This window comes from Polycyclovorans algicola TG408 (genome assembly GCF_000711245.1).
Classification (GTDB): Bacteria; Pseudomonadota; Gammaproteobacteria; order Nevskiales; family Nevskiaceae; genus Polycyclovorans; species Polycyclovorans algicola.
In genome coordinates this window covers 1,405,339-1,429,900 of record NZ_JOMH01000001.1, presented here as the reverse complement: position 1 = coordinate 1,429,900, position 24,562 = coordinate 1,405,339, and the positions used below count along the sequence as shown (strand labels likewise).

Here is a 24,562-nt window from a genome sequence, read left to right as displayed (position 1 = left end):
GCTTTAAAACTCATACTCCACCGACAGCGAACCCGACCGGCCGAGCTTGTAACGACGCTGCACACCCACACCTTGAAAAACTTCAATGTCCGGATCCAGAAGATTGCGGAACTTCAAACCCACGCGCCAATTCTGACCAATGCCCTGTCGAAGATTAAAATCCAGCGTCGGCACAGATTCTTCGATCGCGTCCGGCAAGCCGCTGACACCCGCTTCAATAATCCGTTCACCAAAGACATTGAACAATAGGGCAACATCAGTTCGACGCCCCGGTTCGCTCAATCCAAGCGTGAGGTTCACAATCCATGGCGACTGGCCCTGCAACTCGCGATCAGGATTCGTCAAGACGCTGTTCGGGTCATTAACCTTGATTTCTGATTCGATAAAGGTGAGGTTCGCTGCTGCATAGGTGTAGCTAAGCCAGTTAGCGTATTTTTCCAACTCATCAAACTCGGTGCGTAAATCAAACTCAATGCCGTAGTTATTGGCCTCCGAAACATTTTGAAATGAGCGGAATCCACCTTCTCCGCTAGGGCCAATCACGACTTCAATCGGATTGTCGATCTGCTTGTAAAAAGCGCTGGCCGTAAAACCTTCACTTCGGGCCCAATAAAACTCATAACGGAAGTCAAGGTTCTGGATGTTCGCCTGTTCAAGGTTTGGGTTACCTTGCGTGAGGCGTCGTGTCTCCGGATCACGGAACTCGATAGGCGACAATTCTCGAAACTGCGGACGATTTACGGTTTCGCTATAACCGAATCTAAATTTCTGCCTATCATCAAGAAAATAGGTTGCATTAATCGCCGGAAGAAGATCAGTGTCCTTAAGCCTAGCGCCGGGCGACGCGGAACCGTCAACGTTGCTGTTAGCGACCGTTATCTCCGATCTTTCTTGACGCGCCCCACCCTGGAGCCGCCATTTTTCACCAATGTAGTAATCACCTAAAACATAAACGGCGTCGACTGTCTGCTCAGCGCTAAAGATATCGGCGCGTTGATTTCCGACCAGGATCGATTGAGCGGTAAACAGATCGAAACGTGCATCTGAATCAAAGCTCGTGCTCGGCCCTATCGTGTCGGGCCTCAGAATCTGAGCAGGGGAAGGAAACGAGAATGTCTGCAAAAAGTCCTCGTCAGTAGACGAGCCGCCACCAACTGCACGAAATTGCCAACGCACTTGGTTGAAGTCTCTTTCGCGATCCGTCCGACGCAACCCCGCTTTCATTTCGCCGGTAACGTTGCTGGAAAAATCCATCGGCAAGGAAAAGTCAACACCCAGATCGAGATTGTCATCTTCAAGAAATTCCCATGTCCGGGTCAGCGGCTGACCACCAGTGCCTGAGGCGGTGCCGGATACAAATTCGAAAATCGGGTTGGCGTTTTGAGTCGTCGGACGGCGGCTGTAGCTATATTCACGACGATCCAAAACATCTCGGGTGGCGCTGGACGTGACCGCTTGCCACTGAACATCGAGCGGGCGGGCACGCTCAAATAAGTCGTGAAACGTGTGCTCACCACGGATTTGATGCGATAACAACTGAGTTTCAATCCAGTCCAAGGTAACGTCGCGTATCTCACGGCCTTCATCAACGATCTCACCTTCGGAAAAGTAGGTGCCTTTGAGTGTTTGGTTCGACATCAGCGCGGTGTAGCCCACCGTGTGGTCTTCATTGAACTCGAACGTGAGTCCGCCAATTACCCCACTGTCGATGGTCTGTTCGGACCGTTCAATCAACTCTTCCTCAAACGGACGCACGTCGCTACCTTCCAAGCGGAACGTACCCTGCTCCTCACGCCGGAACCGCCACTCAGAGTCATACAACGCAGATAACTGATAGCCGATCTCAGCAAAGTCAAAACGGCTGATGCGATCACCGATTGAGACCGACCCGCCGCCATCGATCGGCATCGCCTGAACGACGCGAATGTCGTAGATTGGCAACAGCGACTCTGCAACCACCTCACGCTGGGCCGCTGACAGATCACTGAGCGGAATACTGCCGCCGTTGGTCAGGTCAGCGGCGACGCTGGGAATATCTCTCACCCCGCCGTCGAATCCAGTCCAGTCACTTTCGCTGCCGAGATAACTCAAGCCGCGCAAAAAGGTGGTTTGGTCGTTGCCGCCCACCGATGCACCGACCGAGAAATTGAAGTCGTCAGGAAGACCCTTGGTATCGAGCAACACCGCACCGCCGGAAAAATCGCCGGGCAAGTCGGGGCTATAGGTTTTCTGTACCGCAATGCCGCCCAGGAAATCACTCGGGAACAGGTCGAGTGAAATAACTCGGCGCGTCGGGTCAGGACTGGGTAGCTCAGCGCCATCAATAAACACAGCCGAGTAGCGGTCGCCCAGACCGCGTACGAAAATCTGCTTATCCTGAAACGTGACACCCGTTACACGAATCAGGGCCGCCGCAGCATCGCTGTCGCCCGCAAGTGAAATGTCGGCCGCCGAGATCGCATCTAAGATGGATTCGGATCGACGTTCCAAAGTGGCCGCCGTATTGGGCACATACTGAGCGGTAACGACAATTTCATCAATCGCGTCATCGGACGTTGTGCCGGTGGATTTTGGTGTCAGTGCAAGCTGCATGCCTGCCGCCAAGTTGGGCGATGCACGTACGCCCTGAAACGTGCGTGATAGACCACCCGAGGTCACCTCGAGGTCGTAGACCCCGCGTGGAATATCGAACTGGAAATACCCATCGTCATCAGTGGTAACAGAGATGTCGGTGTCAACCACATGAATTCGGGCTTGGGGCGCCACACCGCCGCTGCCGTCGGTCACGACCCCTAGCAGCGTGGTTTCGCCCGCATTTTCAATGCCAAAAATGTCGCTGTCGATACCGGGGTCAATGCCGGGGCCACGCAGGTTGATGACGAGCTCCGCAGCCTCATCTGGAGCCAAACGAAACTCGCCTGCAGCAACGCGTGCTGCGCCCTGCAGAACGACGTAACGACGTACGCCGGGTTTGATCGCCTCCGCTTGGACGACACCACTGGCGCCTGTGGCGCCGAAGTTGACACCGTCAATTTCCAAAGTCAGTTCGGCAACGCCGCCATCGCTGTCGAGAACGATCACCGACACATCACCGGCGTCTGGTGTGTCCGCCAAGGCCACAGATGCTGAAAAAACAAACATGCACGAAGCCGCGATCGTGGCCAGATGCCTCATTTGAGGTTGCTCCCGTCAAGTCTGAAAGATCCCAGAGCGGCGGACTATAGGGATCAGAAATGACGATTTCGTGACGAGGCAAAGGTTCAGGCCCGACGCTTCGCGACAAACACTTGGCAGGTCGCCCAACCACTGTTTTCAAGCCATTGGGAGTGCGCCTGACCCTTGCGATCACGGAGCCAAAATCGTGCCGTGTTGCCGGTTGGCGCACGAGCGCAGATAATGCCGCCCCTTTTCAGCTGTAGAGACGATGTCGAAAGAAGACCATATCGAGATGTTGGGCGTTGTCACCGACACGCTTCCCAACACCACCTTCCGCGTCAAGCTGGAGAACGGCCACATCGTGACCGCACACATCTCCGGCAAGATGCGCAAGCACTACATCCGCATCCTCACGGGTGACAAGGTCACGGTGCAGCTCACGCCGTACGATCTGAGCAAGGGTCGCATCACCTTCCGCGACAAGTAACGGGAAGCCACCCGTACCCCAGGCCGAGGTGCGCTCACGCACACCCCGGCCTAAGTCATGTGCCTCAAACGAGCTCGGGCGAGTTGTTACGCTCCTTGGCCTCGATATCGAAGACGATGGCATCGTCACGCACTTTGACGCTGACGTGGCCTCCGTTGGCGAGCCTGCCGAACAGCAGTTCCTCGGCCAGCGGGCGCTTGATGTGCTCCTGGATGGCTCGCGCCATCGGCCGGGCACCCATGCGCACGTCGTAGCCCTTTTCGGCCAGCCACGCCCGCGCGTCTTCGTCGACATCCATCTGCACGCCTTTCGCGCCGAGTTGCGCTTCGAGCTGCAGCAGGAACTTGTCGACCACCCGTAGGATTTCGCGTGGCCCCAGGGGCGAGAACGCGACGATGGCATCGAGCCGGTTACGGAATTCCGGCGTGAACTGCTTGCGAATGACTTCCAGCGCGTCGGGCACGTTGTCCTGCTCGATCAAGCCGATGGAGCGGCGGGCCGACTCTTCGGCGCCAGCGTTGGTGGTCATCACCAGAATCACGTTGCGGAAATCTGCCTTGCGGCCGTTGTTGTCGGTGAGCGTGCCGTGGTCCATGACCTGCAGCAGCAGGTTGAACACATCGGGATGCGCCTTCTCGATCTCGTCGAGCAGAATCACCGCGTGCGGCTGCTTGATGACCGCATCGGTGAGCAGGCCACCCTGGTCAAAGCCGACATAGCCCGGCGGCGCGCCGATCAGACGGCTGACGGTGTGGCGCTCCATGTATTCGCTCATGTCGAAGCGCACCAGCTCGATACCCAGACACTGTGCCAGTTGCCGGGTCACCTCGGTCTTGCCGACACCGGTGGGGCCGGCCAGCAGGAAGTTGCCGATGGGCTTGTCGGGATTGCCCAAGCCCGAGCGCGCCAGCTTGATGCTCGCCGCCAGTTGGTTGACGGCCGCATCCTGCCCGTAGATGACCAGCTTGAGGTCGCGCTCGAGGGTGGCGAGCTTCTCGCGATCATTGGTCGACACGCTTTTCGGCGGAATGCGCGCAATCTTGGCGATGGTTTCCTCGATGTCGCGAACCTGCACGGTCTTGCGGCGCTTCGACTCGGGCAGCAGACGCAGCCTTGCCGCCGCCTCGTCGATGATGTCGATGGCCTTGTCGGGCAGTTGCCGGTCGGTGATGTGCCGCGCCGACAGCTCGACCGCCGAGCGCAGCGCGCTTCGGGTGTATTGCACGGTGTGGTGTTCTTCGAAACGCGACTTGAGGCCTTCGAGAATCTTCACCGTGTCTTCGATGCTGGGCTCGTCGACGTCGATCTTCTGGAAGCGCCGAGCCAGCGCACGATCCTTCTCGAAGATGCCGCGATATTCCTGATAGGTGGTCGAGCCGATGCAGCGCAGCTCACCGGACGAGAGCAGCGGCTTGAGTAGGTTCGAGGCGTCCATCACCCCACCCGAGGCCGATCCCGCACCTATGATCATGTGAATCTCATCGATAAAGATGATGGCGCGGGGCTGTTGTTTCAGCTCGTTCATCACCGCCTTGAAGCGCTTCTCGAAGTCACCGCGATACTTGGTGCCGGCAATCAACGCACCCAGATCGAGGCTGTAGACGACACTGCCTTCCAGCAGCTCGGGCACTTGGTCTTCCATGATCAGCCAGGCCAGACCTTCGGCAATGGCGGTCTTGCCGACGCCGGCCTCGCCCACCAACAGCGGGTTGTTCTTGCGCCGGCGGCACAGGGTCTGCATGACCCGCTCGATTTCCAGATCACGGCCAATCAACGGGTCGATCTTGCCCTCGGCAGCGCGCTTGTTGAGGTTGACCGCGTACTGGTCGAGCGCTGAGCGCTGGTCGGCCTTGTCGTCGCCGGTATCGGCACGGCCTTCGAGACCGGCCTCCGGCGCCTTGTCAGGTACCGCGCCATTTTTGGCGATGCCGTGCGAGACAAAGTTGACGATGTCGAGCCGCGAGACCCCCTGTTCGCCCAGCAGGTAAACCGCATGGGTGTCCTTCTCGGCAAACAGCGCGATCAGCACATTCAGCGTGGTGACCTGCTTCTTGCCGGACGCCTGCACGTGATAGATCGCCCGCTGCAGCACACGCTGGAATGACAGCGTCGGCTGCACCTCATGACGTTCAAGCTCGCCCATACGCTGCAGGTGGGTGTTGATGTACTCGCGCAGGTCGGCTTCCAGCCGCTCCATGTCGCAGCCGACGGCGGTCAGCGCCTCGGAAATCTGCGTGTCGGAGAGCAACGCCAACAGCAGGTGCTCGACAGTGAGCAGGTCGTGGCCTTCCATGCGCGCGGCCACAAACGCCGCGTCAAGGGCTTTCTGCAGGTCATCGGATAGCATCAGGCCTTCTCCATTACGGTAAGTAGCGGGTGTTGGTGCTTGCGCGCGAACGCATTCACCTGTGCGGTCTTGGTCTCGGCAATCTCGGCCGGGAAGACACCGGCGACGCCACGACCCTGGGTATGGACATGCAACATGATCTGCACCGCCTGTTCACGGGAGTGTTGGAAAAACTGTTGCAAAACCTGGACCACAAATTCCATTGGGGTGTAATCGTCGTTGACGACAATCACCTTGAACATGGGCGGCTTCTTGAGTTTGGGCTTGGCGTCCTGCAGGGCCAAGCCGTCGTCATTGCCGACAGGGGTGTTACCGAGGGGGCGGATGTTGTGCTTCTGCGTCATGGTTTCAATATTAGCGCGCACTTCAGCAAATCAATGACAACCCGATGCAGGGTGTTGATGAGCCGCTGAAATGACTGCGAAAACTCCGTGTCGATGCCGTCACTGGGTGGGTGGGATACCAAACGCCAACGGACTTCGGCGAACGCCCGTCGATCCTGAGGCAAATAGACCCCAAGGTGCGGCTCGGGTTCGCCTCGGCCGCGAGCACTTGACGGCCACGACCTCGAACGCGCGGTGCGCCCGACATCAGCAAGGACGGGGTCGCAAGGTATGATCGCGCGATGTCGTCGCTCCACACACTTTCCCTGGCCTGGCCGCGGCAGCTCGCGGCCGGCTGGCCGCGCGTTCAGCGCTGGCTGATTCCGGGCAGCATCCTGCTGTTCGCGGCACTGATCGGCTGGCAACTCGCGGGCCTGTTCTGGCACGCCGTCGGCACCGAGACCGTGTGGCAGCCGCCGCGCATCAGCGCGACTGGCGACAGCAGCCAACCGTCTGCCCAGATCGACCTGGGTGCCATCAGCGAGGCCAAGCTGTTTGGCACGGCCGAGGCCAACCTCGCCACGAAGGCGGTCACTGACGCGCCTGAAACCACACTCAACCTCAAGCTGATCGGCCTGTTGTTCGGTCGAACGCCTGAGGGCTCGCGGGCGCTGATCAACACCGGCGGCAGCAACGAGGCCCCGTTTTCGACCGGCATGGAAGTCGTGCGCGGCGTGACCCTGGAACAGATTTTCGCCGACCGGGTGATCCTCATGCGCCAGGGGCGTCCCGAAACCCTCAGGCTTGAGAAAGATGCCCCTGCGGCCAACGTGGCGGCCGCACCTGCCGCCAGCGATCTCGGAGACGCGGTTGTATTGCCGCAACTGGGCTCGGTGCGCGATGAAATTTTGCAAGACCCGTCCAAGGCCGCGACCTATCTCAGGGTGCAACCGTCGGCCTCGGGCGGCAGCATGCAGGGTTATCGCATTTACCCGGGTCGCGACCGCGCACTGTTCAACGCGGCGGGGCTCAAGCCGGGGGACTTGGTCACCGCCATCAACGGCACCGAGCTCAACGACGCCAGCAAGGCGCTGTCGATGCTCACCGACCTTTCGACCGCCAGCAGCGTGTCGCTCACCATTGAGCGCGGCGGCAACTCACAGAACGTGACGATTTCACTCGACTGATGCCCATGACCCCACACCGAATTCGCCCCTGGTTGGGCCTGTGCCTGCTGACGCTGGGTCTGACGCCCGCGGCGGCCAACGTCACGCTGAATCTCAAGGAAGCCGACATCAGTACGCTGATTGCCACCGTCAGCGAGGTGACCGGCCGTAACTTCATCGTCGACCCGCGCGTGCGCGGCAAGGTCACGGTGATCTCCAGCCAGCCGATGAGCGAAGAGGGCGTTTACGAGACTTTCCTGGCCACGCTGCAGGTCCAGGGTTTTGCCGTGCTGAAGACCGGGGAGGCCTACAAGATCGTGCCCGAAACCAACGCCCGGCAAGACGGCGGCACGCTTGCCGACCGCGGCAATGTCGCCCCAGACGAAATCGTCACCCACGTTTATGCGCTGCAGAATGTCGCCGCCGCCCAGCTGGTGCCGATTCTTCGCCCACTGGTGCCGCAATGGGGACACCTGGCCGCCTACGCGCCCTCGAACATGCTGATCATTGCCGACCGCGCCGGCAACGTCAGCCGTCTGGACCGCATCATCCGTCGCATGGACCAGGCCGGCGACTCCGAGATCGAGACCGTGCGCCTCGAATTTGCCGCCGCCAGCGAGGTGGTGCGCATCCTCACGGGCCTGAACCAGGCCGGCCAGCAGGAGGGCGCCTCGGCGCCGGCAACCTTGATCGCCGACGAGCGCTCCAACAGCATTCTGATTGGCGGCGACAAGGCCGAGCGACAGAAATTTGTCGACATCATCCAGACGCTGGACATCGAGCTGAAAGGTGACGGCGCCACCCAGGTCATCTACCTGCGGCACGCCGACGCCGAAAACCTGGCCCCGATTCTCGAGGGCTATGCCGAACAGGTCAGCGAAGCCGAAGCGGCGACCGCGTCGGGCGGCGGCGAAGGCGGTGGCGCACGGCGCTCAGGCGCCAACCCCATGGTCCGTGTGCTGGCCGACCCCGACACCAACGCCATGATTGTCACCGCGCCGCCGAAGATCATGCGCCAGGTGCGCGACGTGATCGCCCAGCTCGACATCCAGCGCGCGCAGGTACTGGTCGAGGCGGTGATTGCCGAAGTCAGCAGCGACCAATCCAGCCAGTTGGGCGTCGACTGGGCGGTGTTCAATGAAGACCGCGTGGCCGCCGCCGGCATCCTCGACTCCTCCACCCTGCAGGGCCTTCAGGCCGCTGCCAGCGGCGGCGACATCGATGGCACCGCCGCGCTGGGCGTTCTCGGGCAGGGCCTGAACGTGGCGATTGGCCGCGCCGGCAGCTCGACCACCTTCGGCCTGCTGGTCAAGGCGCTGCAAGGCGACGGCGACACCAACATTCTGTCGACCCCGACGCTGGTGACGCTGGACAACCAGGAAGCCAGCTTCTCGGCCGGCCAGGAAGTGCCGTTTCTCACCGGCTCGTTCAGCAATACCGGCGCCGGTGCCGGCGTCGGCGGCCAGGTCAATCCGTTCCAGACCATCGAACGCCGCGACGTGGGCCTGACCCTGGGCGTCACCCCGCAGATCAACGAGGGCGACGCCATCAAGATGGTGCTCGACCTCGAAGTGTCGAGCCTCGCCAGCGGCTCGGCCGGCGGCGCCAACCTGATCACCAACAAGCGCACGCTGACCAACACGGTGGCAGTGGAGAACGGACAAATTCTGGTGATTGGCGGCCTGATTGACGACAGCGTCACCGACACTCAACGCCAAGTGCCGCTGCTGGGCTCGATTCCACTGCTCGGCAACCTGTTCAAGTTTCGCTCGGTGGAAAAGGTCAAGCGCAACCTGATGGTGTTCATCCGCCCCAGCATCCTCCGCAACCAGGCGCAGGGCGACTACTACACGCGCATCAAGTACAACGATGTGCGCGACGCGCAACTTGAGGCGTCCGGCACCAGCATTCCGCTGGTGGGCGGGCGCTCGGCGGTGATGCTGCCGTTTGATGAATACAGCGCCATCAAGCCACCGGCCTCGGCCGACGAACCACGCGATGCCCGCTCGCCACAAGCGACCGACGGCCCGCGACCGATTCCGACGCCCGTACCCGTGCGCCCCCGCCCCACGCCAGCGCCATGAGCCTGAGCACCCCCGACGGCCAGCCGCTGCCGCGACCCAGTTTCGCCTTCGCACGGCGACACGGCGTCATCGTCAATGCCTGGGTCGATGGCCGCGTGCAGTTGTGCGTGCGTGAGGGCGCCAGCATTGATGCGGTGCAGGAAACCCGCCGTTTCGTCGGCCAGCCCATCAAGCTCAAGCCGGTAGCGGCCCTGGAGTTCGACGCGCTGTTGCAGAAGACCTACGAGGGCCAGACCGCCGCCAGCGCGGCCCTCATCGACGGCATGGACGACGTCGAAGACCTCGACGCCCTGGCCCACGCGCTGCAAGACAATCAGGACCTGCTGGAGTCCAGCGACGACGCGCCGGTGATCAAGTTCATCAATGGCCTGCTCATCGAAGCGATCAAGGAGAACGCCTCCGACATCCACATCGAGAGCTTCGAAACTCGCCTGCAAATCCGCTTCCGGGTCGATGGCGTGCTGCGTGAAGTGATGGCGCCGCCGCGCACCCTGGGGCCGCGGCTGGTGTCGCGCATCAAGGTCATGGCCAAGCTCGACATCGCCGAAAAACGTCTGCCGCAGGACGGCCGCATCTCGCGCGGCTTCGGCGGCCGCAAGGTTGATGTGCGCGTCTCGACCATTCCCACCGGGGCCAGCAGCGAGCGGGTGGTGATGCGTATTCTCGACAAGCAGGCCGAGCGCCTCGACATTGAACAACTGGGCATGCTGCCCGAGCAGGCCGCGCTGCTGACCAAGCTGATCGAACGCCCTTACGGCATTTTGCTGGTCACCGGGCCCACCGGCTCGGGCAAGACCACCACGCTGTATTCGGCGCTGTCGGCACTGAATGATCGCTCGCGCAACATCATGACGGTGGAAGACCCCATCGAATACAACATCGACGGCATCGGCCAGACGCAGGTCAACGCCAAGGTCGAGATGACCTTCGCGCGCGGCCTGCGCGCCATTCTCCGGCAAGACCCCGACGTGGTGATGGTCGGTGAAATTCGCGACCTGGAAACCGCCGAGATTGCCGTGCAGGCCAGCCAGACCGGGCATCTGGTGCTCTCGACCCTGCACACCAACACCGCCGTGGGCGCCATCACCCGCCTGCGCGACATGGGCGTTGAGCCCTACCAACTCAGCGCCTCATTGATTGGTCTGATGGCGCAGCGTCTGGTGCGCACCCTGTGCCCGGCCTGCAAAACGCCGTACGAGGCCAGCACGGTCGAAAAGGAACAACTGGCGGTCTCGCCCGACCTGCCGCTGACCTTGTTCAAGCCCGAGGGCTGCCCACTGTGCCGCCACACCGGCTTCAGCGGCCGCAGCGGCATTCACGAGCTCATCGGCCTCGACCGCCAGCTAGAAACCATGATTCACGATGAGGCCAGCGAGCAGAAGCTGGAAACCTACGCGCGCAGCAAGCACGCCGGCATTCTCGACTCGGGTCGCGCCAAGGTCATCGCCGGCAACACCACACTCAAAGAAGTGCTGCGCGTGACCATCGAGGCATGATGCGCGCCTCTGAAAATCGCCCGGGCTGATCGATGCCCGCCTACGAATACACCGCCCTCGACGCACGCGGCCGCAACCGCAAAGGTTTGATCGAGGGCGACACGCCTCGCCAGGCGCGCAGCCAGTTGCGCGAGCAGGGGCTGATGCCGCTGGAGATTCGCGAGGTCGCCGAGCGTCGCAGCGCGCAGGGGTTTTCACTGAAACGCAGCGGCGGCTCGCTGTCGAGCACCGAGCTGGCGCTGTTCACCCGGCAGCTGGCGACGTTGGTGCGGTCCGGGCTGCCGCTGGACGAGTCGCTGACGGCAGTCTCGGAGCAGAGCGAACGGAAGCACGTGCAGCGTCTGGCGCTGGGCGTGCGCGCCAGCGTGGTCGAGGGCAATCCGCTGGCGATGGCGCTCAACCAGTTTCCCAGCGCCTTTCCGCCGCTGTTCCGGGCCACGGTTCAGGCGGGGGAATCGTCCGGCAAGCTCGATCACATCCTCGACCGGCTGGCGGACTACGTCGAAAAGCGCCAGGCCATGCAGCAGAAAATCATGTTGGCGGCGGTGTATCCCACCATCCTGACCATCGTCGCCATTCTGGTGGTGGTGCTGCTGCTGACCTTCGTCGTGCCGCAGGTGGTGGACGTGTTTGACAGCATCGACACCGAACTGCCCGGCCTCACCCTCGGGCTGATTGCCACCTCCGATTTCCTCAAAGCCTATGGCGTGCTGATGCTGATCCTGATGGGAGCCGGCTCAGTCGTGTTTGGCTGGATGATGCGCCGCGACGCCTTCAAGCGCCGTGTGCACCGCAACGTCTTGCGACTGCCCCTGATCGGTCGTCTGACCCGCGGCGCCAACACCGGCCGCTTCACCCGCACGCTGGGCATCCTCTTCGGCAGCGGCGTGCCGATTCTCGATGCCATGCAGATCGGCACTCAGGTGGTCACCAACCTGCCGATGCGCGAGGCCATCGAACAGGCCGCCGTGAAGGTTCGCGAGGGGGCGTCGCTGTCGCGGGCCCTGGCGCAAAGCAAACTGTTCCCGCCAATCAGCGTGCACCTGATCGGCAGCGGCGAGGCCAGCGGCAAGCTCGACGACATGCTCGAGCGCGCCGCCGACAACCAGGAGCGCGAGGTCGAAACCCTGGTCGCCGGCCTGATGGGCGTGTTCGAGCCGGTGCTCATCCTCACCATGGGCGCGGTGGTGCTGGTCATCGTGCTGGCGATTCTGCTGCCGATTTTCGACCTCAATCAGTTGGTGCAGTAGGCACGCGCCGACCCCTCGACAGCGGGGCGACAAACGGCAGCAATCGGCCGCCGACGACCCTTGGGGTCTGAGCGGGTCGCCTCCTAGAATTCCGGCGTCATCAACCCACCGGAATCACTGCCATGCGCCGCCTTCAAAACCTCCTGCTTGCGGTGCTGACGCTGGGACTACTCTCGGCCTGCGCCAGCCTTCCACAACAAGCCTACGACCCGGCTGACCGCCAACAGATCAAGACCATCGGGCTGCTGACGCCGTCGATGGCATCCGACCTGGACGTGCGGATGATGATCCACCCCGGTGCCAGCTTCGGCATCGTCGGCGCGCTGATCGCCGAGGGCGACATGTCGAAGAAGAGCGAGAAGTTCTCGGCCAGCGTGCGCGCCCACAACTTCTCGGCACAACGCGAAATGGCCCAGTACATCACCGCCGCTTTGCAGCGGGCCGGCTATACCGTCGTGCCGGTCAGCGTCAACCGCGATATCGGCGAACAGACGTTCATGGAAAGCTACGCCATTGCCAATTCGCCGCCGGTCGATGCCTACCTGGATTTGTACACCACGCTCGTGGGCTACACCGCCGCTGGCGCCACCACGGCTTACCGACCCACGGTGCGCCTGGGTGCCAAGCTGGTGCGAGCCGGAGACCAGCAAACGCTCTATACTGACCACATTTGGTACAACCCGTTTGGCGAGCCGAAAGATGCCATTACGCTGGCCGCCAGCAGCCGCTTCGACTACGACGACTTTGACGCGCTGATCGCCGACTCCAAGCGCGCCACCGATGGCTTGCACGAGGCCATGACGGCCGCCAGTGAAGCGCTGAGCCAGCAACTGCGGTGATCAACGCAGGCCTGCCCAGGGGTGGGGTCGTGGCACTGCTGGGTCTAGCCTTGTGCGGCTGCGCGGCACCGGCACCCAAGCCAGTCACCCAGCTCACGCCTGCCGCCTGCCAGACCGCGCTGGACCTGACCGCCGCGCGGCCTTTCCCGGTCGGTGACGACGCGCCGCTGCTGCTGGACATGAACGACACGAGCCCCTGCCTGTTGAGCGCGGGCGGGAGCGCAGAGCGGGTCCAGTTACTTCGCCTGCCCGCGCCACAACCGGGCTATCAGGTCGAAATCGAGAGCCTGCTGCACGGCGAAGCCCTGTTCGCGGTCGAGGCGGTGGTGCTGGATGCGACCGGAACGCCGGTTCGAACCTTGCGCCACGACCGTTTTGTGATGCGCGGAGACCGCCTGCACGGCGTGCTGTTCGTCAAATCCGGGCCGATCGCCGAGCCCTATCTGCTGCTGCGATCTGCCAGCGGGGTGGTCGGGCAAGCCGCAGCGTCCACAACCAGCACCTATGGCACCTTCACGCTGATCAACGTGGCCAGCGCAGCGCTGCTTGGCGCACCCCTTTACCACGCGGTCGAAACCGAGCAAACCGTAACCCGGGCCCACAACGGCAGGTTACGAGTCTCCATGAAGCAGGCGGATACGGCGCGGTGAATCGCAACTTGGGTGCGGCAGCCTTCAGGCCAGGCCCATGAACACCGCCAAGGCCCGATTCACGGCCACCAGCGTCTCGTCATCGACGCGGCCGAACACGGGGCCGATTTTTTCGCTGGCCAGGGTGTGGGGCTTATCGACCATGACCTGCGACGCCTTGCGTAGGCCGTTGTCGGCGCCGGGCTTCAGGCTAATGCGGAACAGCGGCGCGGCGCGCAGTTCGCTGGTGACGGGCAGCACGACAACCGACGGGTGGGTGCTGAACAGGTCGGACTGAATCACCAGCGCCGGTCGCGGCTTGCCGTAATCGCCCGACAGTGCGACCGTCACCAGATCGCCGCGCTTCACCGCCAGTCTGCGGTGTCAGCGGAGTCCTCAATCCACTGCAACACGTCGCGCTCATGGGCGTCATCGCGCAGCAGTGCCGATTGCCGCTGGCATTCTTCGGCAAAGCCCGCGCGACGCGTGTCGGGCACCCAGATCTGCACCGGGCGCAGGCCGGATGCGCGCAACGCATCGCGGCGGCGCTGCACCCGTTCGGCGTTCTTGCTGAGCATACTGGCCTCCAAATTCATTACATGTAATGTCTGAGTATCCTCGTCATCACGCTGCCTTGCAAGCACAGCCCGGACTTAACGCACCCAGCGACGCGCGCTCTGGAACATCTGCGCCCACGGCGTCACGACGTTGCCGCGAACCGCCTCGGGCCACCACGAGCCAGTGGTGCCGGCCACGGTACGCTCGGGATGCGGCATGAGAATCGTCACCCGGCCATCGGCGTTGCAAACGCCGGTGATGCCGTTGGGTGAGCCGTTGGGGTTGGCGGGGTACTGGCTGGCGACGCCGCCCTGGCGGTCGATGAAGCGCAGCGCAATCTGACCGGCATCGCGCATCACGTCCAGGTCTGCCGCGTGGCCGAACACCGCCCTGCCCTCGCCGTGCGCGACGGCAATCGGCAGCCGTGATCCGGCCATGCCTTGCAGGAACAGGGAGCGGGATTCGGCAACCTCCACCATCGTCCAGCGGGCTTCGAACTGCTCGCTGCGGTTGCGACGGAAGGCTGGCCAGTGTTCGGCACCGGGCACCAGAGATTTAAGCGCCGCAAACATCTGGCAACCGTTGCAGATGCCCAGCGCAAAGCGTTCGGGGTGCGCGAGGAACCCGGCAAACGCGGCCTGTGCGCGATCATTGAAACGAATGGTGCTGGCCCAGCCCTGCCCGGCGCCGAGCACGTCGCCGTAGGAAAACCCGCCGCAGGCGACCAGCCCCGCGAAGTCCATCAGGTTCACGTGCCCACCGAGGATGTCGGTCATGTGCACGTCCACAGCCTCGAAGCCGGCCTGATCGAAGGCCCACGCCATTTCGGCCTGCGAGTTGACGCCCTGCTCGCGGAGGATGGCAACCCTGGGTCGCTGCGCGACGTGAGGGGTGAGGGGTGAGGGGTGAGGGGTAAAGCTGAGCTGCGCGCTCAGACCAGGGTCTGCCGCGTCGGCCAGCGCCTCGAAGGCCTCGCGCGCGCAGTCGGGATCGTCGCGCAGCGCGGCCAGCCGATAGCTGGTTTCGGCCCAGGTCTGGTGCAGTTGGGTGCGCGGCGCAGCGTAGCGCTGGGCACCGTCCATGAGGATGCGGATGTGGTCGTCATGGCTGGGCGCGCCCAGGGTCTGGATGGTCAGGCCGGCTTTCAGGCCGTCAGCGGCGAAGGCGTCGGCGTCGGCCTTGCGCAACTGCACCACCATGCCCAGTTCTTCGGCAAACAACTGGCCGATGAGGTCGCCTTCCGGCAGGTCGATGCGCAGGCCGCAATGACCGGCAAAACTCATTTCCAGCAGCGTGACCAGCAGGCCGCCGTCAGAGCGGTCGTGGTAGGCCAGCAGGCGACCGTCATTCCAGTTCTGAATGAGATTCCACGCCGCCTTCAGTTGCGCGGGGTGTTCCAGATCGGGGGCTTCTTCGCCCAGCTCGCCATAAACCTGCGCCAACGCCGAGCCGCCGAGTCGATTGCGGCTGTTGCCCAGATCGACCAGCAGCAGCCGGGTGTCGGCGTCGGGTGAGAGTTGTGGCGTGAGGCTGCGGCGCACGTCGCTCACCGGCGCGAAGGCGGTGACAATCAGCGACACCGGCGCGGTCTGGGTCTGCGCACCCTGCGCGTCGTCCCACACCGACTTCATCGACAGCGAATCCTTGCCCACCGGAATGCAGATGCCGAGTTCAGGGCAGAGCTGTTCGCCCACCGCACGCACCGCGTCGAACAGCCGTGCGTCTTCATCGCCCTGCCCGCACGCCGCCATCCAGTTGGCCGACAGGCGCACGTCCGACAGATTCGCGATCTTGGCGGCAGCAATATTGGTCACTGCCTCGGCGACCGCCATCCGCCCCGAAGCGGCAGCGCTGATCAGCGCCAGCGCCGGGCGTTCGCCCATGGCCATGGCCTCGCCCGTGGTCGCGGTAAAACCGGTGGCGGTGACGGCGCAATCGGCCACCGGCACCTGCCACGGGCCGACCATCTGGTCGCGCACGCTCAGGCCGCCGACGCTGCGGTCGCCAATGGTGATGAGAAATTCCTTGGACGCCACGGCGGGCAGGCGCAGCACGCGGGTGATGGCCTCATCCAGTGCCACCTTGGGCAACTTGCGGGTCACTGGCTGGGCGCGCGTGGTGGAGCGGCGCATGCGCGGCGGCTTGCCCAGCAGCACCTCCATGGGCATGTCCACCGGATGCGGCGACGTGCCCCGGTCTTCGACGATGAGTTGCGGCGCGGCAGTGGCGGTGCCGACCACTGCCACTGGGCAGCGCTCGCGTGCGCAGGCGGCTTCGATGACCGGCAGGCCCTCGGGCAGAATCGCCAGCACATAGCGTTCCTGACTTTCGTTGCACCAGATTTCCATCGGCGACAGCGCCGGGTCAGCCGACTGCACGTCGCGCAACTGGAAGTGCCCGCCGCGACCGTCGGCGTGTACCAGTTCCGGCAGGGCGTTGGACACACCACCGGCGCCAACGTCGTGAATCGACAGAATCGGGTTGGCCTCGCCCAGCTGCCAGCAGGCGTCCACCACTTCCTGGCAGCGGCGTTCCAGCTCGGGGTTGGCGCGCTGCACGCTGGCAAAGTCCAGCGCTTCGGTGGAACTGCCGGTGGCCATGGAACTGGCCGCGCCACCGCCCAGACCGATGAGCATCGCCGGGCCGCCCAGCACCAACAGCAGCGCGCCTTCGACCACCGGCAATTTCTCGACGTGGCCGTCGCGCACACTGCCGTAGCCGCCGGCAATCATGATGGGCTTGTGATAACCGCGATTGCGGCCGTCCGGCATCACCTGTTCCAGGGTGCGGAAATAGCCGTTGAGACAGGGACGACCGAATTCATTGTTGTACGCGGCGGCGCCGATGGGCGCTTCCAGCATGATGTTCAGCGCCGAAGCCATGCGCGGCGGGCGCGACAGCGGCGCTTCCCAAGGCTGCTCGAAACCCGGAATCCGCAGATTCGCGGTGTTGAACCCCGCCAGCCCCGCCTTGGGCTTGCCGCCGCGGCCGGTGGCGGCTTCATCCCGAATCTCGCCGCCGCTGCCGGTGGCCGCACCCGGATCAGGGCTGATGCCGGTGGGGTGGTTGTGGGTTTCCACCTTCATCAGGATGTGCACCGGCTCCTCATGGCCGCGCCAGACGCGGTCGGCCTCGGGGAACCAGCGCATCGCGGTGGGCCCGGCCATCACCGCCGCATTGTCCTTGTACGCCGACAGCACGCCGTCGGGCGTCGCCTTGTGGGTGAGGCGAATCATGTCGAACAGGGAGTGCGGCTGCACGGCGCCGTCCACCGTGAACTCGGCATTGAAAATCTTGTGGCGGCAGTGCTCGCTGTTGACCTGCGCGAACATCATCAGCTCGGCGTCTGACAGATTGCGACCCGCCTGCTGCGCGTAGCTGACGAGGTAGTCGATCTCATCGCCCGACAGCGCCAATCCCCAATCGGTGTTGGCCTTGATCAGCGCATCACGCCCGCCGCCGAGTACATCAACGGTGCGCAGGCTGCGGCGCGGCTGCACGGCAAACACCTCGGCCAGCTCGGTTTGGTCGCGGATCACCGATTCCATCATCGGGTCGTGCACGGCCTTGAGCTGCGCGGCGGTGGGCATCGGCCCATTGAGCAACAACACCCGTCCATGCTCGATGCGGCGCACGGCGCTCAGCCCGCAGACGCGCGCAATGTCGGTGGCCTTGCTCGACCACGGCGACACGGTGCCGATGCGCGGCACGATGAACAGGCGGGTTTTGGCCGACCGCCAGTCCAGCCCTTCGGCGCCCACCAGGGCTTCGAGTCGCGCGCGATCGGCGGCGCCATCCACCAGGTAAAAGTCCTGCACGGCCAGCGCGTTTACCGTGCAACCCAGGGCATCGGCCAGTCGGCGCAGCCTGAAGGCGGAGGTCCAGCAGGCACCGGGGATCAGCGTGACGGGCGACGACATAAAAAGCTTCTCGGAGACGGGAGCGGCAAGCCCGCTATTGTCGCCTACCCCGCAGGTCGGGTCATCGCCGCAGGATCAGGCAACGACCTCACACCAGTCGAAACCCTGACTTTGGTTGGCACAGTGGGCCTGCAAAGCATGATCGGCCAGTGCTGGTGCCACCGCGTCCAGCGCATGCGCCGGACTGTTGTTGACCTCGGAGAGGTGTGTCAGCCACAGATGTTGCAAGCGCGTCAGGTCGAGCCGCGCCAGCAGTTGCGCAGCCTGGGCGTTGGCCAGATGGCCCCAGTCGCCGCCGACCCGCGCCTTGAGGCTGGGGGGATACGGCCCGGCCGCGAGCAACTGCGGGTCGTGGTTGCACTCCAGCGCCAGCGCATCGACGCCTTGCAGCGCATGGACCACATTGGCCGAAACGTGGCCGAGATCGGAGACCACGCCCAGCCCGACGCCGCAGCATTCGACGCGGTACTGGCAAGGCTGGGCGGCATCGTGCGGTACCGAAAATGCGCGAATGCGCAGCGCGCCGATCTCGAAGTCGACATCGGCATCGAAGCAGTGCAGCGCCATACCGGCAAAAGCCCTGTGGGACCGAGCGGTGCCGTGGGTCAGGTGCACCGGAATGTTCCAACGCCGCGCCAGCGGCGCCACCCCGCCAGCATGATCGCCGTGCTCATGGGTCACCAGAATGGCGTCGATCTGCTGCGGCAGCAGGTCCAGCCGTGCCAGCCTGGCGGCGGTTTCACGCAGGCCGAAACCGCAGTCGATCAGCACCCGCGTGCCGCCACCTTCCACCACGGTGGCGTTGCCCTTGCTGCCCGAACCCAATGAGGCAAAGCGCAGCGCCATGCTCAGTTCTTGCTGCTGGGCGGGTAGATGGGGAACGGCATCACCTTGCCGCTGTCGCCTGCAGACGTGATGCGCGCGGGCCCCTGCTGGGCCGCCACCTCGTCGATACGGATGACCGCGTGCGCCGGCACGAAGAAGCGTTCGACACCTTCGAACTGGGCTTTGAGCTTTTCTTCGGTCGGATCGACGACCACTGACGATTTTTCGCCGAACACCAACTTGCCAATTTCGACAAAGCCCAGCAGCGCCCCGTGCGACACCTCGCGGGCGTACACCTCAAAAATCTGGTCGTGGTTACGAAAGCTGATGCGGTACAGACGGGTCGACTTGGCCATGCGCCATTTTAGGGGGTCTGACCCTGCGCATGCCGACCTGCGCGAAACTGCATGGCAAAGCGCAGCAGGTCATTGCCGTGCCGCAGCTTGAGCGCCTGAATCAGGCGCGCGCGATGGGTCTCGACGGTCTTCACCCCGACACCCAGCAGTTGCGCAATTTCGCGCGTTGAGTGCCCCTGCCCCATCAGATCGAGTAACTGACGCTGGCGAGGCGGCAGCGCGTCCAGCGGCCCGGTTGACGCGGCCGGCGGTGGCGCCACGGCCAGCCCGATGCGCATCTCGGGCGTCACGTAGGTCTCGCCGCCGAGGATGTGCGTCAGCGCCTGCCGAAGAATCTCGGGACGGGCGTCCTTGGGCACAAAACCGTTGGCGCCGCGCTGCAGGGCTTCACGCACGTACTCGGCATCGGTGTGCATGCTCAGCATCAGAATCTTCAGCGCCGGAAAGCGCCGTCGCAGCACCGGCAGCAGGTCCAGCCCGCTCAGGTGGGGCATTGAAATATCCAGTATCGCCAGCGCCACCTGGTGATCGGCGACCAGATCCGGGACCGGCAAGCCGTCATCGGCCTCGGCAACGATGGTCACCAGACCGGTGTGCTCCAGCAATTGCCGGAGCCCGGCGCGAACCAGTGCGTGATCGTCGGCCAGCAGGGCACGAACCAATGCTGTGGCGGGTGAATCTGGCGTCATGCCTGACCACCGGCGAGTCGGATCATTGCGTCAGGTCACGGGTCGGCAAGGGCGCTGCGACGCGCCGGTGGCGGGCAATTTCACGCCGGTGGAGGCGGAAGATCAACGACTCCACCGCGGCATCGAGCTCGGTGGCGACGGGGCAGACATCAAAGCCACCCCGCGCACCCACCACCGGCAACAGAATGGGCTGCGGCATGCGCACGTCCAGCCAAAGCCGCAGCCAGCCTGCGGCGCCTTCGGCCAGCGAAACCGCCCGCTCGCCGGCTTCGTCCAGCCGCCGCACATGACCGGGCGACAGGCTGAGCCGGCAGGCCTCGGGCAAGGGGATGAGATGGCGCTGCAGCTCGCACAGAGCGTCGAGGGCAAGGTCAAGTTGTGCCTGGGTGCGCCAATCGGCGGTGCCGATGTGTGCATCCTGTGTCGGCGAGCGATCTGCCTGTAACGCCTCCAGACCCAGCAGGCGGATCAGCGCGAGCGCGGCCGTGTCGTCACCGTGCGCGCCGGGCTGGCAATCCGCCGGCACGGTCACCGTGCAATTGACGCCAGGTCCGCCATCACGGAGCTCGGTTCCATCGTGGCGAGACATGGCTCAGGCCTCCAGGTAAGCGCGTTCACGAGCCGTTAGCGACGGCGGCGTGCGCAGCAGCTGGCGAACCCGCTCGCGCGCGGCTTCAAGGGCGTACAGCACGGCGTGATAGCGGCTGAGAATGTCGTGCAGCGCCCCACGCACCTCGGGCGAAAGCTGCTCGCAACGCGGCAGCCATTGCGCCATGAAGCGTCGCTGGCGGCCGAGTTGTGCCGCCACTTCGTCCCAGTCTTCGCTGGCGGTCGCTGCCTCCAGTTGGGCAACGGCCCGGCTCAGGGCGTCGACGGCCACGGCTGGCGCCTCGCTGCTCATGCCGCCGCCGCACGCGGGGGCGCAATACCGTCCCAGCCCTGTTTGATGTCGGTGACCAGCGAGGTCACTTCGAGCAGCATCGCTTCATCGCGCGCCAGACAAGCCGCCAATATTCGCCCCTCGCAGTAGCGATAGAGCGTGTCGAGTTGGGCGACCAGTTGCGGGTCAGCCGTGGGATCGAGGACGGCACGCAGATAGGCGAGGATGGCCAGCGCGCGGTCGGAATCTTCGCGTCGCGCCTCGGGCTTGGGCTTGGGCTGGCGAAGGGCGTGGCGCAAGCGGGCAATGCGGGTCAGCAGGCCGCCCAGCAACAGTTCGATCTGTCGGTGGGGGCTCATCGCCTCGACCTGAACCAGCGGCCCGGCGCCGGCGAATGCAGCAAGGGTGGCAGCGTGTGACATGAGGCGAGGTCTCCTGAAGTTCTGGCCACGTTATCGGCCGCTGCACGTCAAAACTTAAGGAACCCCTGCAAAACTACTGCGCTCGTCATTTCGCGTCCCGACAGTGCTCGAAATACTCATGTAATTCAATACATTCCGTTTTCTGCGCTCCGGCGAGACGCGAACTGAGCTTCGCTCGCTACGTTTTTCAGAAGTTCCTTGAGTTGTGATTTACAGCAAACGGGCCAGTTGCGCGTTGAGGAAATCGCTGGTCGAGCTCATCTGCCCGACCAGCGTATCGAGCGCGTTGAACTGGCGCTCCAGGCCTTCACGCACGCGGTCCATCCGGCGGTCGAGCTGGGTCTGGTCGTTGTTGGCCATCTTGATGCGCGCGTCCAGGCCCTCGCGCTTGGCGGCCAGACGGCCGCTGTCGCCCAGGTAGCCGTCGAGCACCGTGGTCATGCGCTCACCCAGTCCGCCGACCCCGGTCAGCAGTTGCTCCACCGCGTTGGGGTTTTCGGTCAGTGCCGACCGCAACTTGCTCTCGTCCAGGGTCAGGTTGCCGTTGGTCGCCGTGGTGAAGCCGATGGCTGACAACACCCCCAGGGGATTGCCGGTCACTTCGGCGCTGACCGCATTGCGCATCGCCGACGACGCGCCGCGCAAGGTCGCATCGCCCTGCAGCGCACCGGCCCGGCCGGTGGCGGCGTCGTAGCGCGTCACATCACGGGCGATGCCCATGGTGGCGTTGTAGGCGCTGACCAAACCGCTGAGTCGCGAGACGGTCTTGTCCAGATCGGCCTGCACGTCCACGGTGAACGCGGTGCCGGGCTTCTGATCAGTGAGGCGTAGGTTCACGCCCGGCAGCACGTCATCAAAACTGTTGCTGCCACGGGTCACGGTGAGGCCGTCGATCTCGATGATCGCGTCCTGCGCGGCCTGAATCTGGCTGAGGCCATCCCCCGGCGCGCCGGTGAAGCGCAGCGATTCAAGACCGCCGTCGCCGCCGATCGGCTCAACGCTGATCGTGTGATCGGTGCCGGCATTACGACTGCTGAGGATCAGGTGTGCCCCGCCGTCGGCCGTGACCACGCGCGCGCTCACGCCAGGATTGTCGGCCGCGCGATTGATGGCGCTGGCGATGGAGGACAGCGCGTTGTCGCCCTCGATCATTTCAATGTCGAAGGACTGGTCACCGACACCGATACGCAGCGTGCCGGTGCCCACCACGGTGTCCGCGTTGGCAAACGCGCCGCTGCGCAGGGACTGCGCCGTGGCCTGCTGCTGAACGGTCACGGCGTAGCGCCCCGCTAATGCCTTGTCGGTCGCGGTGGCGGTGAACGGCGCATCGGTTTGCACCGTCGCCGCGAATTGGGTCAGTCCGGTTTTGCCCAACTCGGTGATCTGTCGCTGCAAGGAATCGGCCGCAGCGCGAAAGTTGCCGAGCGCAGAAATCTGCGCATTTGATTGTGAAAGGGTGCGGGCGATGCGGGTATCCCCGCCGCTGCGCTCGGCCGCGACCAACTGATTGACGATGCCGGCAATGTCGAGCCCGCTCCCCACACCACCAAATGAAATGCCGGCCATGGTTGATACCTCAGGCGCGGTGATCGATGAGCAGGCCGGTCAAAGCCTGCGCGATACGCACCGCTGCCTCGTTGGGAATCTGTCGAAGCACCTCACCACTTTCCTGATCCACGATCTGGATCAGCGGACGCGGCAGTGCATCGTGCTGAACAAAGCGAAGTCCGGTCTGGCGTCGGGCCAGCTCGGTGTTGATCTCGTTGATGACCTGGACCATGAAGGCAGGCTCGGTCGCGACCCGCTCTGCCCGGGGTCCCGGCGGCGCACCAACAGCCGAAATCGCCCGGACGCGAGTCACGTCGGACGGGGCCAACAGGCTGGGCGGCAAGGCAACGAGGTCAGAATTGCGATCCATTGTCGGTAAGCCCTGGCGCGAGCGGGGTCATCCCGCCCGCGCCAGGGTCGTCTCCGTTAGCGCAGCAGAGACAGCACGCCCTGCGGCGCGGAGTTGGCTTGCGAGAGCATCGCGGTACCGGCCTGCTGCAGGATCTGGGCGCGGGTCAGGCTGGCCGTTTCCTTGGCAAAGTCGGTGTCCATGATGCGACTGCGGGACGACGACAGGTTTTCGCTGCTGGTCTGCAGGGTGCTGACCACCGAGCTGAAGCGGTTCTGCAGCGCGCCCAGATCGGCGCGGGTCGAGTTGATCACCTGCAGCGCCGAATCCATCGCCTGCATGGCGGCGTCGGCACCGGCGACACTGGAGATGTCGACGGTCGAGATGCCGGTGGTGGTGGCGCGCGCCGTGGTCGCAGCGGTCAGACCGGTGTCGGCGGTGAGCGCAGCGGCGGCACCCGCGATCACGATGTCATCGGTGGTCGAGACCAGGCTGATGGTGTTGCTGGTGTCCTTGATCGCATACACACCGGACTCACCGGAGGTCTTGTTGATCGCCGACATCATTTGCTCGGAGCGTTCGCTCGCCGAAGCTGCCGCATCGATGGCCCCGAGGTCGACGCCATTGATGGTCACGTCGCCGGCAGCCAGCGCGTTGGCAAAACCGGTTGAAACCGCCGAGGTCACCGTGGCACGGCCGTAGCTGCCGAGGTTGGCGGTGGTGGCGTCGACAATCGAGGTCACGTCAATGGTCTGGCCGACGTCGGCCCCAATCTGGAAGCTCTGGTTGGAAAAGCTGCCGTCGAGCAATTTCACGCCGTTGAAGCTGGTCTGCTCGGCAACGCGGTTGATCTCGCTGAGCAGCTGCGTGGCTTCGGCGTTCAGCGCGTCGCGGTCGGTCTGGCTGTTGGTGGCGTTGCGGGACTGCACCGCCAGTTCACGAATGCGCTGAAGGTTGTTGCTGACTTCGACCAGCGCGCCTTCGGCAGTCTGCGTCATGCTGATGGCGTCGTTGGCGTTACGACCAGCCTGGTCCATGCCGCGAATCTGCGTGGTGAAACGGTTGGCAATCGCGAGGCCTGCGGCGTCGTCCTTGGCACTGTTGATGCGCAGACCTGAGGACAGGCGCTGCAACGAGGTGGCGAGCGCATCGCTGCTGCCCGACAGATTGCGCTGAGCGTTCAGCGACATGACGTTGGTGTTGATGACTTGCATGGTCCATCTCCGGGTTGAAAACCC

The 24,562-nt window shown here is 63.9% G+C and carries 22 protein-coding genes; 7 read left to right on the top strand and 15 right to left on the bottom strand.

Annotated features, from left to right (window positions below):
- Nucleotides 1-3 precede the first annotated feature (3 nt).
- Nucleotides 4-3,174: a TonB-dependent receptor gene (locus U741_RS0106850; protein WP_029889741.1), complete on the bottom strand. Its 3,171-nt coding sequence runs from the start codon at nucleotides 3,172-3,174 to the stop codon at nucleotides 4-6.
- A 250-nt stretch (nucleotides 3,175-3,424) separates the two neighbouring features.
- Between U741_RS0106850 and infA the strand changes: the two genes are divergently transcribed.
- Nucleotides 3,425-3,643 (top strand): translation initiation factor IF-1, encoded by a 219-nt coding sequence (infA, locus tag U741_RS0106845; RefSeq protein ID WP_029889740.1) that lies wholly within the window; start codon nucleotides 3,425-3,427, stop codon nucleotides 3,641-3,643.
- Between the two features lie 64 nt (nucleotides 3,644-3,707).
- On the opposite strand, the gene clpA is transcribed toward infA, so the two are convergent.
- Both clpA and clpS read right to left on the bottom strand, forming a co-directional pair.
- Nucleotides 3,708-5,990 (bottom strand): ATP-dependent Clp protease ATP-binding subunit ClpA, encoded by a 2,283-nt coding sequence (clpA, locus tag U741_RS0106840; RefSeq protein WP_029889739.1) that lies wholly within the window; start codon nucleotides 5,988-5,990, stop codon nucleotides 3,708-3,710.
- Nucleotides 5,990-6,334 carry an ATP-dependent Clp protease adapter ClpS gene (clpS, locus tag U741_RS0106835; RefSeq protein WP_052378570.1) on the bottom strand — a complete coding sequence of 115 codons (345 nt, stop codon included), beginning with the start codon at nucleotides 6,332-6,334 and terminating at the stop codon, nucleotides 5,990-5,992. Before clpS ends, clpA begins: the two co-directional genes overlap by 1 nt.
- A gap of 281 nt (nucleotides 6,335-6,615) precedes the next feature.
- Here clpS and gspC point away from each other — a divergent pair, with 281 nt between their 5' ends.
- The 6 genes from gspC to U741_RS0106805 all read left to right on the top strand — a co-directional run bounded on the left by gspC (nucleotide 6,616) and on the right by U741_RS0106805 (nucleotide 13,798).
- Nucleotides 6,616-7,500, top strand: coding sequence for a type II secretion system protein GspC (gspC, locus tag U741_RS0106830; protein ID WP_029889737.1), 885 nt, complete (start codon nucleotides 6,616-6,618; stop codon nucleotides 7,498-7,500).
- Between the two features lie 5 nt (nucleotides 7,501-7,505).
- A complete protein-coding gene (gene gspD / locus U741_RS0106825; RefSeq protein ID WP_084155043.1) occupies nucleotides 7,506-9,563 on the top strand; it encodes a type II secretion system secretin GspD in 2,058 nt (685 codons plus the stop codon).
- Nucleotides 9,560-11,059, top strand: a complete 1,500-nt coding sequence (gspE, locus tag U741_RS0106820) for a type II secretion system ATPase GspE (protein WP_029889735.1) — start codon at nucleotides 9,560-9,562, stop codon at nucleotides 11,057-11,059. The genes gspD and gspE overlap by 4 nt, the downstream gene beginning before the upstream one ends.
- A 32-nt stretch (nucleotides 11,060-11,091) precedes the next feature.
- Nucleotides 11,092-12,309 (top strand): type II secretion system inner membrane protein GspF, encoded by a 1,218-nt coding sequence (gspF, locus tag U741_RS0106815; RefSeq protein WP_029889734.1) that lies wholly within the window; start codon nucleotides 11,092-11,094, stop codon nucleotides 12,307-12,309.
- 122 nt (nucleotides 12,310-12,431) lie between these two features.
- Nucleotides 12,432-13,148: a hypothetical protein gene (locus tag U741_RS0106810; RefSeq protein WP_029889733.1), complete on the top strand. Its 717-nt coding sequence runs from the start codon at nucleotides 12,432-12,434 to the stop codon at nucleotides 13,146-13,148.
- 29 nt (nucleotides 13,149-13,177) lie between these two features.
- Nucleotides 13,178-13,798 (top strand): MalM family protein, encoded by a 621-nt coding sequence (locus U741_RS0106805; RefSeq protein ID WP_152551519.1) that lies wholly within the window; start codon nucleotides 13,178-13,180, stop codon nucleotides 13,796-13,798.
- Between the two features lie 24 nt (nucleotides 13,799-13,822).
- On the opposite strand, the gene U741_RS0106800 is transcribed toward U741_RS0106805, so the two are convergent.
- The 12 genes from U741_RS0106800 to U741_RS0106745 form a co-directional block, all read right to left on the bottom strand.
- A complete protein-coding gene (locus U741_RS0106800) occupies nucleotides 13,823-14,146 on the bottom strand; it encodes a type II toxin-antitoxin system PemK/MazF family toxin (RefSeq protein WP_029889731.1) in 324 nt (107 codons plus the stop codon).
- Nucleotides 14,143-14,355, bottom strand: a complete 213-nt coding sequence (locus U741_RS0106795) for an antitoxin MazE family protein (RefSeq protein ID WP_029889730.1) — start codon at nucleotides 14,353-14,355, stop codon at nucleotides 14,143-14,145. Before U741_RS0106795 ends, U741_RS0106800 begins: the two co-directional genes overlap by 4 nt.
- Nucleotides 14,356-14,430: 75 nt before the next feature.
- On the bottom strand, nucleotides 14,431-18,255 hold the full coding sequence (gene purL, locus U741_RS0106790) for a phosphoribosylformylglycinamidine synthase (RefSeq protein WP_029889729.1): 3,825 nt from the start codon (nucleotides 18,253-18,255) through the stop codon (nucleotides 14,431-14,433).
- Between the two features lie 75 nt (nucleotides 18,256-18,330).
- Nucleotides 18,331-19,101: an MBL fold metallo-hydrolase gene (locus tag U741_RS0106785; protein WP_043110221.1), complete on the bottom strand. Its 771-nt coding sequence runs from the start codon at nucleotides 19,099-19,101 to the stop codon at nucleotides 18,331-18,333.
- A 2-nt stretch (nucleotides 19,102-19,103) separates the two neighbouring features.
- The gene (locus U741_RS0106780; RefSeq protein ID WP_029889727.1) at nucleotides 19,104-19,436 is read right to left on the bottom strand and encodes a DUF1820 family protein; all 333 of its coding nucleotides are present in this window, start codon (nucleotides 19,434-19,436) and stop codon (nucleotides 19,104-19,106) included.
- 8 nt (nucleotides 19,437-19,444) lie between these two features.
- On the bottom strand, nucleotides 19,445-20,125 hold the full coding sequence (locus tag U741_RS0106775; protein ID WP_029889726.1) for a response regulator: 681 nt from the start codon (nucleotides 20,123-20,125) through the stop codon (nucleotides 19,445-19,447).
- A gap of 22 nt (nucleotides 20,126-20,147) precedes the next feature.
- Nucleotides 20,148-20,714 (bottom strand): hypothetical protein, encoded by a 567-nt coding sequence (locus U741_RS0106770; protein WP_152551518.1) that lies wholly within the window; start codon nucleotides 20,712-20,714, stop codon nucleotides 20,148-20,150.
- Between the two features lie 3 nt (nucleotides 20,715-20,717).
- Nucleotides 20,718-21,026, bottom strand: a complete 309-nt coding sequence (locus U741_RS0106765; protein ID WP_029889724.1) for a hypothetical protein — start codon at nucleotides 21,024-21,026, stop codon at nucleotides 20,718-20,720.
- On the bottom strand, nucleotides 21,023-21,427 hold the full coding sequence (locus U741_RS0106760) for a flagellar export chaperone FliS (protein WP_052378568.1): 405 nt from the start codon (nucleotides 21,425-21,427) through the stop codon (nucleotides 21,023-21,025). The genes U741_RS0106765 and U741_RS0106760 overlap by 4 nt, the downstream gene beginning before the upstream one ends.
- Before the next feature lie 210 nt (nucleotides 21,428-21,637).
- Nucleotides 21,638-22,993, bottom strand: coding sequence for a flagellar filament capping protein FliD (gene fliD, locus U741_RS0106755; protein WP_029889722.1), 1,356 nt, complete (start codon nucleotides 22,991-22,993; stop codon nucleotides 21,638-21,640).
- A gap of 10 nt (nucleotides 22,994-23,003) precedes the next feature.
- A complete protein-coding gene (locus U741_RS0106750; protein ID WP_029889721.1) occupies nucleotides 23,004-23,345 on the bottom strand; it encodes a flagellar protein FlaG in 342 nt (113 codons plus the stop codon).
- Nucleotides 23,346-23,401: 56 nt separating this feature from the next.
- Nucleotides 23,402-24,538 carry a flagellin gene (locus U741_RS0106745; RefSeq protein ID WP_029889720.1) on the bottom strand — a complete coding sequence of 379 codons (1,137 nt, stop codon included), beginning with the start codon at nucleotides 24,536-24,538 and terminating at the stop codon, nucleotides 23,402-23,404.
- Between the last annotated feature and the right edge of the window lie 24 nt (nucleotides 24,539-24,562).